A 12,121-nucleotide genomic window follows, 5' to 3' on the forward strand; every position below is an offset into this window, starting at 1 on the left:
TCATTTGCTTCATTGAAAAGCTCGGCGATTGGTGTCCGGGGATTTTGCCAAATCAGGAAGTCTTTTTCAGGATTTCCTTAAGCGTGGTGCCGTAGACCTGCAGCATCTCGTAAAAGCGGTAGATAGTGGGGTCGGTCGGTATACCGTTGTCGATGCTGCCGCGCATCGGGATGGTTTGCAGCAGCGCCACGCCATCAACATCGAGGCCGAGCTTTTCACCCACTACTGTGGCCGCTGCTTTGGGCAAGGGATGCTGGCCGAGCAGCGCGGCAGTGACGAACGCCTCGCTGAGCCCTGTGCCATCGGTGATCTGGGCAAATGACAAGTCTTTCCGGGCTTTAGCCAGCAGGATGACTTCGGTCAGGGCCAGACGCGAACCTGGATTGATTTGGGACTGGATCATGGTGTTATCTCCTGGGGTAATAAACGAGTTCAAGCAGATTGCTTCTGTTGATAGGGAGCGGCACGTGCGCCCGGGTTGTCCACAAGGGGCGCAAACTTGCCGGTGCTACTGTCGAAAGCATCCATACGCCCGCTCTCGATGTCATAGACCCAGCCATGCAGTGCTACGCGTCCCTCTTCGAGGGCCAGGCGTACCGATGGATGCGTCCGGATATTGGCCAACTGGGCGATCACGTTTTCTCGAACCATCGCCTCAACACTGCTGTGTGGGTCCTTATGTTTGCGCGCTTCATTCACCACTCGAGCAGAGTCGGCGTAGCGTAACCAGCCTGCCACTGCGGGCATGTGATCCAGGCACTTGCAGGTGGCAATGGCAGTCATTGCGCCGCAATCAGAGTGCCCGCAGATAACGATGTCGGAGACTTGCAAGGCAGCAACGGCATACTCGACCGAGGCCGATACACCGCCAGGCTCAGGGCCGTAGGGCGGCACGATGTTGCCGGCGTTGCGAATGACAAACAGGTCGCCGGGCTCTCGCTGCGTAACCAGTTCCGGAACCAATCGGCTGTCAGAGCAGGAGATAAACAGCGCCTGTGGGCTTTGCTGATTAGCCAGATTCTTGAACAGGCCGGCGCGTTCCGGAAAAGCGTTAAGTTGAAACTTTAGAAAACCATCGATGATGTCTTTCATGGTGACTCCTCTTGGTCGCGATGCGTTGGAGCAGAGATTACGGAGCTCGTGACATAAGGTAAAAGTCTCATTTATGATGGCGCACATCAGATAATCTTATGGCTCTAAGCATGCTGGCACGTCACATCAAATCCTTTCTCGCTGTGGCGCAACACCACAGCTTCACGAAAGCAGCTGCTGCGCTGCATGTTTCGCAGCCCGCGCTGTCACAGCAAGTCAGGCAACTTGAGGAAAGTCTTTCTGCCCAGTTATTTGACCGATCGGGACGTACGACGCGGCTGACTGACGCCGGCGAAGTGTATTTACGCTATGCACGCCGGGCTTCGCAGGAACTGGAGGAAGGAAAACGTGCAATCCATGACGTGGGCGATTTGAGTCGCGGGGCACTCAGGGTTGCATTGACACCGACGTTCACCACATATCTGGTCGGACCACTGGTCGAAGCTTTCCACAGCCGATATCCGAATATCACCTTGAACCTGCGTGAGATCGCTCAAGAACAGATGGAGGAGCTTCTGCTGGCCGATGAGCTGGACGTGGGTATCGCTTTCGAGGACGGGCACTCTCAGGACATAGAGACCCAGCCGCTTCTGATAGAAGCCCTCGCGCTGGTGGTTGGGGAAAGACACCCGTTGGCTGGACAGAGTGCTATTGACCTGGACGCTCTGAGTGCCGAATCACTGATCCTGCTCAGCGAAGAGTTTGCCACTCGCGAGCAGATCGACCGCTACTGTCGCCAGCACAACATTACCCCGCGGGTGAAAATGGAGGCCAATGTTATCGGTGCAGTCATCGAAGTGGTGCGCAGGACCACACTGTCGACCCTGTTACCGGCCACCGTCGCGCTTGCACATCAGGGGCTGTTTGCCATTGAACTAAGCCCTCAGCGACTGCACCGTACCGCCGTATTGATGCAGCGCAAAGGGGCCTACCAGACTTCAGCCGCACGTGCCTTTATCGAACTGGCCACAGACATTGCGGCCCAACTCGAGAAGAGATAAGGGCATCTGAAAGGTGCCCGGAGTTGATACGCCCGCGCAGCACGTTCACGACTTTAAGTCGGGTCAGCTCCGAGGCGTGGTCAAAAAATCTTCAATGGACTGCAGCAGATGACCGCGACGGTCTTGCTGATCATCATTTCCTCAAGACAAAAAAACCGCGAAATGCGGGTTCAGGGATTACGAGCAAAAGACTAGGGCCAGAGCCGATTGCTTTCGTGCTGCTTGCTCTCTCAACCGCGCAAGTCAACCAGGCGGTTGAGCTGCATATTGTCTTCTACACTCTTTTTCGCCAGCTTTTGGACAAGCCTATGAAGGCCAAATATAAAAGGGAGTAAGGATGATGGTTCGAAAAATTTTGGCCGTTGCGGCATTGGTACTGTTAGCCGGTTGCGCCACCAACAGGGCAGAAGTGGATGTTTTACGGCCGGGTGATACTCAGACACCGGCCCCCAGCAATGGCAAAAAGGTTTATATCAGCGCCGTTGATGATCGAGTTTTTCAAATCAAACCTTCCAGCTCCGACATACCTTCACTGAAGTACGACGAGATCGACGATAAGTCGATTACCGAGCGGGCCATCGCGCGTAAGCGCAATAACTTCAATATGGCGATCGGCGACGTGCTGCTGCCTGAAGGGCGCACAGTTTCAGAGCTGGTGGGTAATGCCGTAGCCACTGCCTACCGGCAGGCCGGATACGAGGTGGTAAGTAGCCCCGATGCCCGTGATGTCAGTGAAGTAAAAGTGAACATCATCGAATTCTGGTCATGGTATTCGGCTGAGGGGGTACTCGATAAGGTGCTACGCAACAAGTCGCTGTTGCAGATAAAAGCCCCTGGTACACCTGTACAGACCGTAAAAACGCTGGTCAGTGAGAACGTGAAAGTGGCCACAGATACTGACTGGAAAACCATCACCGAATCCGGACTCGAAGCCATCACCCAGGAAACCCTGAAGCAGCTCTAAGGGGCTCCTGCAGAACACAGTGCAGTGGCCGTCTACTTCAAGTACCAGCCCCCTGGTTGGTCATCGATTGATTCGGTCACTCAATATTTGTGGTTAGCCGTGTTGCCACGAGTGGCGATACATGACCAAGAACCACCAGACAGACCACGCCGATGTGATCTGGTCGGATATGGTTCCGGCCCTGAATATCAGTGAAATCAATAGGGTCGGGACGGAGTGATTCGAACACTCGAACCCTAGCACCCCATTCAAGCTGGACTCACTCAGCGCCAGTTAATACGGGACTCCAGCAACAGGCGCTCGCTGCATAGGTATTCGTGCGCCTGGGCCGCACGAATACCCTTACCCGAGCACTTCAGCAACACACATTTATACCTGGGAGGCACTTGCAAGGCTGGGCTGCAAGGCATTACCCATCACTGGACCAGAGGGATGAGCAGCCTCTTCGTGTACGAACTCTGGTTCAGGCTCCCCTCTTTCACCATTCAACGCCTTGTGCATTTTAACGGTATCCAGCGCCCCGACCCACTTGGCAATTGCCATGGTTCCGACACCATTGCCGATAGTGTTGGTGATCGCACGTGCTTCTGACATAAAGCGGTCAACTCCCAGCAGCAGCACCATTCCCGCAACCGGGATGGTGCCCAAAGAAGACAAGGTGGCGGCCAGGATAATAAACCCTGAGCCGGTGACACCTGCCGACCCCTTGGAGGTGAACATCAAAACGGCCAGAACGATCAGTTGGTCAGTGAGGGTAAGCGGCGTGTTGGTTGCCTGGGCGATAAAAATCGCAGCGGGTGTAATAAATCGCCTGACCGTCCGGATTGAAGGTCAAGCCGGACGGAATGATCATCCCGGCGACAGGCTTGGAAACTCCGGCCTTTTCCATTTTTGAAATCATTTGCGGCAACACCGACTCCGAAGAACTGGTGCCCAGTACGGTGAACAACTCCTCCTTGATAAATTTAAGGAATTTCCACAGGCTGAAACCGCTGTACCGGCATATGGGCCCCAGAACAAAGATCACGAACACCGCGCAGGTCAAGTACACGCAGGCCATCAACTTGCCGAGGGAGAACAGTGAGCCGAAACCGTATTTACCGATTGTGAATGCAATGGCCCCAAACGCACCGACAGGCGCCAGTCGCATGACCATATTGACGATGCGGAACATGCCCTGCATCAAGCTATCCAGTGCATCGACAAAGATTTTCCCGCGCGGTCCGACCTGGGCCAGGGCGACACCCAGAAGGACGGAAAACAGCAAGATCTGCAGCACATTACCCTTGGCAAAGGCATCCACAATGGTATCGGGGATGATATTCATGGCGAAGTCCATGAATGAATCATGCTTTACCGCCGAGGTATAGGTGGCGAGACTCGACGTATCGAGGCTGGCGACATCAATATTCATGCCTGCGCCGGGCTTGAATACATCGACCACCACCAGGCCGACCACGAGCGCCAGCGTCGACACAACCTCGAAATAAATCAAGGCACGAAAGCCTACCCGCCCAAGCTCCTTCATGTTTTCCATGCGTGCGATACCCGTGACGACAGTCAGGAAGATCACCGGCGCGAGGAGCATTTTGATCAGTTTGATAAACGCATCGCCCAAGGGTTTGAGTGCAGCCCCGGTTTCAGGAACCAGCACACCGACGATAGCGCCAAGAACGACCGCAATAAGTACTTGTATATAAAGTTTGCCGAATATTCTTTTCATGACAGGGCCCTGATTTTTATTGTTGTCAGGAAATGCCAAGGAGTCAGACCCAATAATCTGCCCCTTGACGTAGTGCCGCAGTACTACTTTGAATCGCTGGGACGCTTCAACGGTTGATCAACGCAATGACTGCATCCGTGATCTGCCGTGTAGTGGCCGTACCGCCCAAATCAGGAGTATGCAAACCGCTTTCAGTCACAGCCTCGATGGCGGACATCAGTTGTTTTGCCGCGGCGGCCTCACCCAGGTGTTCCAGCATCATCACTGCCGTCCAGAAAGTCGCAATCGGGTTCGCCACACCTTTACCGGTGATATCGAATGCAGAGCCGTGGATCGGTTCGAACATCGAAGGGAATTTGCGCGACGGGTTCAGGTTGGCAGTCGGCGCAATGCCCAGACTGCCGGATAGCGCCGCCGCCAGATCGGACAGAATGTCGGCGTGCAGGTTAGTAGCGACAATCACGTCCAGTGTGGAGGGTTTGAGCACCATGCGCGTAGTGACGGCATCGACCAGTTCTTTATCAATTTTAACGTCTGGAAAATCCTTCGCGACTTCATAGAAAATCTCATCCCACAGCACCATGCCGTGTCGCTGGGCATTGGACTTGGTGACCATGGTCAGGTGCTTGCGTGGGCGGCTTTGCGCCAGTTCGAAAGCAAAACGGTGGATGCGCTCGACTCCAACACGGGTAAAGACCGACACTTCCGTGGCGACCTCTTCCGGCAGGCCACGGTGAACGCGACCTCCATTGCCGGAGTACTCACCTTCGGAGTTTTCCCGCACCACTACCCAGTCAATCTGGTCACCATTGACCAGTGGGCTCTTTACCCCAGGCAACACACGAGCCGGACGCACGTTGGCGTACTGATCGAAGCCCTGGCAGATCGGCAAACGCAGGCCCCACAGGGAAATATGATCCGCGACGTCAAGCGCACCCACGGCGCCAAAGAAAATCGCATCGAAGGTTTTTAGCTCTTCCAGCCCGCCTTCAGGAATGTAGTAACCATGCTTCAGGTAGTTATCCGAGTTCCAGTCGAAGTGTTTGAAATCCAGTTCGAAACTGGATTTTTTCGACAGGGCCTGCAGCACCTCGACACCCGCTGCAATAACCTCAATACCAATACCATCACCTGGAACCGCTGCAATTTTGTATGTGCTCATGATCAACTCCGCGCTCAAAACGTTCTTGTTTTGCCTGTCGAACGGTCTGTTCAATCAGGGTGTGAACGGAGTATATGTAGTGAATAAATAAGTGTGAGTTACTCAGAATCACTACATAAATAACTTTGAGTTACCAATGAGCCCAACCCTGGATCTGTCATTTTTTTATCTTCTGGCCAACAAAGGCAGCCTGGCTGCCACGGCCAGAGAGCTCGGCATCACACCGCCAGCAGTGAGCAAGCGCCTTACTGCCCTTGAGGCTCGATTGGGGGCACGCCTGGTGAATCGCACCACACGTTCAATGAGCCTGACCTCAGAAGGTGAACTGCTTTTTTCCCACGCGGCCCGGATCCTGACGCAGATCGATGAGGTCGAACAGTTGATCAACAGCAGTCAGGCTGAGCCAAAAGGCTTGATTCGCGTCAACGCATCGCTGGGCTTCGGACGCCGTTACATCGGTCCAGCTCTTGGCGCATTTTTCAAGAAACACCCGCAGGTGGAAGTACAACTGGAGATCAGCGATCACCCGCTCGACCTGACGACCCATGGGTTTGACCTTGGCATTCGTTTCGGCACACTGGCGGATGCAGCTTTTCATGCGCGAAAGATCGCTTCCAACCGCCGATTGCTATGCGCCTCACCGTTGTACCTGGAAAAATACGGTGCTCCGCAACGTCTGAGCGATTTGCAGCAGCACAACTGCATCTTCCTGCGGCAGAACGAAACGCCTTACGGGGTGTGGAGCTTTACCGACGGTGGCCGTACGCAAAACATCAAGGTACGCGGCGCCTTGGGCTGCAACGACGGTGAGGTAGCCCTGAACTGGGCGCTGGAGGGGCATGGGATTCTGCTGCGAGCTGAATGGGACATCGCCAGATATGTCCGTAGCGGCCGATTACGACTGGTACTCGAAGACCAGACACCGACCCGTGCCGATGTTTACGCGGTATACCCGCAGCAGTTACACCTGTCCACACGAGTGCGCAGCCTGATCGATTTCCTGGTTGAGCGTTTCAAGGACATCGATCATCTGGAGAGCGAGTTGTAGAGCCATTGCCCCCCTGTCTCCTCCCCCACCTGCTGCCTGCGCAACCAAGCCGCCAGGCTACCGCAGCAGGCACTGGCGACGAGTAAGTCGCACGCCCACCGGACTGATGAATAAACCTCATAAACCCTTGCCAATTTACCCATCCAGTGCTCATGCGCCATCTCGCATGCTGTCACCCAAACGCGAATATCGAGAGCCCGAAATGCACAAGCGCGCACTCGGCAACAGTTAACTCGAAGTATCAGCGCCGGGACTGGACTGCATGGGTTTAAGGCATGGCGGCGGCACGACGACGGACACACCACAAGCCATTACGTTGGTCCGCTCGGCGATCAAGCGATGAGCAACGACAAAGCGTCAGGATCTGCTGCTCGCCTGTTGATTGTGCTGGGTGGTATTGCGGTGGTGTTTGGCCCAGTGACCGACTGGGTGGCCGTAGCGTATTGCGCAACAAGACGTTGAGAATCGAACGGGCAAAGATCATCTGGCAAACCCTAAGACGCTTTGCACAGGCTAACGCAGGCTTTGCAGATTACCTGTCAGCCGAGCAGCACGCAGTCCTAGGTCCTAGGTCCTAGCCATTTCGATACCTACCACGTCCCTGTTGTGCCTGTCTCCCGTTCTGCTGTTACACCGCTGGGCATACCTTCCAACTGACCACCTTCTCGCGATCACCCGGCACGGGCTCAAAGATGGCAGTTAAACGACGAGGACTGCTGGTATGTGCTGGGCAGCAATGCTCGCCTGGGCACAAACTCAAACTTCAAGCCCTGATTGCCGCGAGCAATAACAGGCACAAGTTTCCGGCTGGTAGGGGTGCAAGTAGGGGCCTTTCTTAGGCATGAAAAAGCCCAACGGATTAGGCTGGGCCAAGTCATTGAAAAATATGGTCGGGACGGAGTGATTCGAACACTCGACCCCTAGCACCCCATGTTCCCTCGTAAAATATCGTAAGCCATTGTAATTAAAAGAAAAATACAATTTTGTATGATGGCAAAATGTACTGCAATTCGTGCGCAGGCAAACGGTAAACCGGGGGCTGTGGGGTGGGTTTTGCGCAGATTTTGGTGTATCCCCGGCCATTTTTGGGATGCAGCACACGCTTTACCAGTTGCTGATTCTGTAGCCACAAGCTCTAAGCTCTTTAACCACTTCTACTTTCCAAGCACCTGATTGGTCTAAAGGCGCATATACCACACCGTTTATATCGTTAGGAGTCTCGATTACGCCTTTGACCAGGGCGCATACATTTTCTCTACCAAGCTTCGCCATCAAGTAACCATGTTCGAATACGACATTTTGTCGAGCCCGATCCTTTGGACTTTCTTGCTTCTCGTGATATCCCCTACCCTGGTCGCACGGCGTGTACAATACGAGAGCAAAATCTGCATCGTTAGTATAGCGCTCAATCTTTTCAATAATGGTCATACCCGCATTGGCCTGTTCATGCAGGATAATTGCTTCTAAGCCAAGCCCCTCGATGAACCGACTTACCTCGTACTTAGCGAGATCATCCCTTCCATGAACGATGAACACCTTTCGCTTGTTCCTTGCAACTACCGGCGAAAGTAACTCATCTATATTTCCGACACTTGGGTGTTCCGCCTTGAAGGTTTGTACTGGCAGAGAAGCTTCGTCATTCGGCAGGTCGAGAAAATCTAATAACGGGGTAAACTACTCAGATAGATAGGCTCTACGTTCGGCATAAGAACTGAACATCCCTTTGATCCATGCCCAAAAAGAATCGAGGCTTCCATGCTGCTTAACAAATGGTGGAAGTCGTTGCCCGATCTCAGGATCACTTAGTAGTTGACGCCTAAGTTGTGCATACTCAGCTGGGTCGGCCGCATTACCAGTTGCTCGCGCAGCAAGAAGGTTTTGCAAGTAGCTGACCTTATCGAAGTGACTCTGCAAAAAAACTATACTCATCAGGGGATTCCGTTTTTATTGTTCGTACGCTCAAGGGATAGAGCGTGAAATTTGATAATCATAGCGCTTAGCGAGACAACGCTAGCTCAGCACAGCTTTGGGCCGCAGTCATTTGGTAGCCAGATGGATTGTAAACAATACAAAAAACCATATACGCTACAACTCCCAGGCTAGCTCATTACTTTGTTCCAATCGACCTCATAACCTGCGACTTTGAGCTCGCGCGCGAGAACAGTTTTCCATTCGCCAGACATCGACGTCCAAACTACACCAGCAAAGTCCGTAGGAATATCCACATCGCCCGACTTTAGCGCGCATACTTTGTCACGACCAAGCGCTCCCATGAAATATCCAAGTTCCAACAGTACATTTTGCCTGACACGGGGCTCAAGCTCCCCTCCGACTTTACTACCAACATCATCAGGTGTTAGCAAAACCACAGCCATTCCAACATCGGAGTGATGCTCTATTTTCTCGATGATGGTACGGCCGCCATTGGCCTGCTCATGCAGGATTATTACTTCAATACTCAGTCTTTCAATGAACCGTGCGACCGTTTCGCGAACCGCTTCATCATGTCCGTGAACCAGGAACACTCGGGGCGAGCCTCCTAATGAGCCTGATCGTACAGGATGACTGAGTTCCACGATGAGGTCGATATCTTCAAGATCCGTGTTCAAAGCGTTGATCGCCTGCCCAAGTGATGCCTTCGAATTGCTAATCTTTTCTCCCGTAATTCTTTTGTAGTCGGGATCGGGCATACCGGAAACCCACATCATTGTACGATGATGGAGCTTGTACGCCTCGCTGTATCGATTGGCGGCGGTTGTATTAGTACCAAAGCATCGCTCCAATGTATCCTCAATACTACGCTCCAAAGCTTGGAGCTCAGGCGAAGTCGAACGCCGCATTGTGCTTAGGTCAAAAGTATCTAAATCTGTGATTCGTTGCTGAAGTCGCTCTATCCCACGTTTTAACTGGCTGGCATCCAGATAAAGCTTAGGCTGGATCGCCGTTGGTGGTGGTGCCTTCCTCGCCATGATTATTCCTTACTGTGCAATGATAAACCCATCATGCCATCTCACGCGGCATGTGTAACACAACAAAACCGCCCCTTCCAAGCGCTCCTCCTCCCCCAGTACCAAATACTTCTCCTACCCCTTTGCGCGAATGGCGGATACCCTGCTCGCATCGAGATGGCTAAACGCCACTGCCCACTTAAGAATCTAATGAATCGCTCGAGTGAGATCACATGGAACTGTTCCTCATCATTTTCGGCTTATGCGCCCTTGCGCTGCTGGTCGTCGCAGTAAAAAACACAAAGCTCATAGCCAAGCTGACTGCTGAACTCCGCCAACGAGAGCAGATCATTGATCGCCAGCAGCAAGAAAATTTAGCGCTACTGAGCCGTGTCGACCGCCAGGGGCAGGAAAATACAGCCTTACAGAATCGCGTCGATGCCCTTTCCAAGTATCAAACCATCATCGATGCTGAGGCGCACGCCAGAGAACTCAACGCACAAGCTGAGAGTGTTTTCGCCCAGTCGAAAATAGCTGCTGCAGTCGAGCTGCATGAAGCCAAACGCATGGCAAAAGAAGAGCTGATAACCAGCGAGATGGAAATGGCTTCAGCCCGCGCAACTGCGAGCAGGATTGTTGAAGCCGCAAATAAACGCGCGGAAGAAATTGCAGGTGACGCTTACAGCGCCATGAACCGAGCAAAAGAATTTGCTGACACAGCAAAAGCGATGAAGAACATCATCGAAGGCTACGGTGATGCTTACATCGTGCCCACCTACAATCTGCTGGATGACCTCGCAGAAGAGTTTTCCTTCACTGAGGCAGGCCAGAAACTCAAAGCGGCCCGTGAGATGAGCCGCTGGATGGTCAAGGCCGGTCGGGCTGCTACCTGCGACTACGCAGAATCCAATCGACGTGACACCGCTATCCGCTTTGTCATTGATGCATTCAACGGCAAAGTCGACTCAATCCTTTCCAGAAACAAAGCTGATAACCACGGCAAGCTGGAGCAAGAGATCCGCGATGCATTTGCCCTGGTTAACCACAACGGCACAGCATTCAGAAACGCACGCATCACCGACGAATATCTCACCTCACGTCTGGAAGAGCTGAAGTGGGCCGCAACGACTCGCGTACTGAAAGAACAGGACCGCGAGGAACAGCGTCAGCTGCGCGAACAAATACGCGAAGAAGAAAAAGCCCGCCGTGAGTTTGAACGTGCAATGAAGGACGCAGCCAAGGAAGAGGACACCATCAAAAAAGCGATGGATAAGGTTCTTCAGCAAGCAGCGAATGCCAATGATGCCCAGCGCGTGGAATTTGAAGCCAAGCTGCGCGAGCTGGAACTCAAGCTCCAGGCTGCAGAAGAGAAAAACCAGCGCGCTCTTTCAATGGCGCAGCAAACCAGAACCGGCCATGTTTACGTTATTTCTAACGTCGGTTCGTTTGGCGAGGAGGTCTTCAAAATTGGCATGACTCGTCGCCTGGAACCTAAAGACCGCATTCGTGAACTCGGGGATGCAAGTGTTCCATTCGAATTCGACGTGCATGCGATGATTTTCAGCGATGACGCACCTAGCCTGGAAAAAACCCTGCACCGCCACTTCCTTCGCCGTCAGATGAACAAGGTCAATCCGCGTAAGGAGTTTTTCCGCCTTGGGATCAGTGAGATTCGGGCTGAACTTGAAAGCCTTGGCGTTGAGACCCTTTGGACGATGGCAGCTGAAGCTCACGAATATCGCGAGACCATTCGCATTGAGCAGCAGATCCAGGAAAACCCGGTGATTGAGCAGCAATGGACGCGTTATCAACTTGAACATGAAGTTGAGAACGAGCTCGAAGAAGAGGTTTAAGACTTGATTACGATTGATACTCCTGCATAGAAGTACGGAGCTTTTTGGTCTAAAGAAACATTTAAAAAAGGAAATCAGAAGCCCTTTCTAGATTTCTGAGGACCACTAAGGGCCAGAACGGGGGGCAATCTTTGCCTGTGGACTGCTACCAAGTATAGATAATTACACCATGTAACACCTTCCAAAAAAATTAAATTCGCAGACCATAGACATCATCATGGCAGATAGCTACTATCGATCTATTTTAAAATGACTTAGGGAAGCTCCGATCAACTTGCCGCAACCGCGCAGTAAGTTGAAAATCCCGCTGAATTTGGCGCTATTGACCGC

The 12,121-nt window shown here is 52.9% G+C and carries 9 protein-coding genes and 2 pseudogenes; 5 read left to right on the top strand and 6 right to left on the bottom strand.

Features of this window, described 5'->3' with window-relative positions:
* Positions 1–67 precede the first annotated feature (67 nt).
* Positions 68–403: pseudogene (gene cynS, locus GHO03_RS22015) on the bottom strand (cyanase); the annotation flags it as partial.
* 29 nt (positions 404–432) lie between these two features.
* Positions 433–1,092, bottom strand: a complete 660-nt coding sequence (locus GHO03_RS22020; RefSeq protein WP_153400530.1) for a carbonic anhydrase — start codon at positions 1,090–1,092, stop codon at positions 433–435.
* 110 nt (positions 1,093–1,202) lie between these two features.
* On the opposite strand from GHO03_RS22020, the gene cynR reads away from it, so the two are divergent.
* From cynR to GHO03_RS22035, 3 genes are read left to right on the top strand one after another with little or no spacing between them, the layout of a single operon-like run.
* Positions 1,203–2,093: a transcriptional regulator CynR gene (gene cynR, locus GHO03_RS22025; protein WP_153400531.1), complete on the top strand. Its 891-nt coding sequence runs from the start codon at positions 1,203–1,205 to the stop codon at positions 2,091–2,093.
* Between the two features lie 23 nt (positions 2,094–2,116).
* Positions 2,117–2,428 carry a hypothetical protein gene (locus tag GHO03_RS22030; protein ID WP_153380841.1) on the top strand — a complete coding sequence of 104 codons (312 nt, stop codon included), beginning with the start codon at positions 2,117–2,119 and terminating at the stop codon, positions 2,426–2,428.
* Positions 2,429–2,433: 5 nt separating this feature from the next.
* Entirely contained in the window at positions 2,434–3,057 is a 624-nt protein-coding gene (locus tag GHO03_RS22035; protein ID WP_138738350.1) for a flagellar biosynthesis protein, read from the top strand.
* A 369-nt stretch (positions 3,058–3,426) separates the two neighbouring features.
* On the opposite strand, the pseudogene GHO03_RS22040 reads toward GHO03_RS22035, so the two are convergent.
* Both GHO03_RS22040 and GHO03_RS22045 read right to left on the bottom strand, forming a co-directional pair.
* Positions 3,427–4,780, bottom strand: a pseudogene (locus GHO03_RS22040) (dicarboxylate/amino acid:cation symporter).
* A 106-nt stretch (positions 4,781–4,886) separates the two neighbouring features.
* Positions 4,887–5,942, bottom strand: a complete 1,056-nt coding sequence (locus tag GHO03_RS22045) for a tartrate dehydrogenase (protein WP_095018606.1) — start codon at positions 5,940–5,942, stop codon at positions 4,887–4,889.
* A 136-nt stretch (positions 5,943–6,078) separates the two neighbouring features.
* Here GHO03_RS22045 and GHO03_RS22050 point away from each other — a divergent pair, with 136 nt between their 5' ends.
* The gene (locus GHO03_RS22050; RefSeq protein ID WP_095002894.1) at positions 6,079–6,990 is read left to right on the top strand and encodes a LysR family transcriptional regulator; all 912 of its coding nucleotides are present in this window, start codon (positions 6,079–6,081) and stop codon (positions 6,988–6,990) included.
* A gap of 1,104 nt (positions 6,991–8,094) precedes the next feature.
* On the opposite strand, the gene GHO03_RS25635 is transcribed toward GHO03_RS22050, so the two are convergent.
* Both GHO03_RS25635 and GHO03_RS25205 read right to left on the bottom strand, forming a co-directional pair.
* Entirely contained in the window at positions 8,095–8,526 is a 432-nt protein-coding gene (locus tag GHO03_RS25635; RefSeq protein WP_372241781.1) for a TIR domain-containing protein, read from the bottom strand.
* A gap of 563 nt (positions 8,527–9,089) precedes the next feature.
* Complete coding sequence (locus tag GHO03_RS25205; RefSeq protein WP_178110351.1) at positions 9,090–9,959, bottom strand: TIR domain-containing protein; 870 nt, start codon at positions 9,957–9,959, stop codon at positions 9,090–9,092.
* A 212-nt stretch (positions 9,960–10,171) separates the two neighbouring features.
* On the opposite strand from GHO03_RS25205, the gene GHO03_RS22065 reads away from it, so the two are divergent.
* Complete coding sequence (locus GHO03_RS22065; RefSeq protein ID WP_153400533.1) at positions 10,172–11,791, top strand: DUF4041 domain-containing protein; 1,620 nt, start codon at positions 10,172–10,174, stop codon at positions 11,789–11,791.
* Positions 11,792–12,121 lie beyond the last annotated feature (330 nt).

It is taken from the genome of Pseudomonas sp. FSL R10-1339, from assembly GCF_009600545.1.
GTDB classification, from domain to species: domain Bacteria; phylum Pseudomonadota; class Gammaproteobacteria; order Pseudomonadales; family Pseudomonadaceae; genus Aquipseudomonas; species Aquipseudomonas bubulae.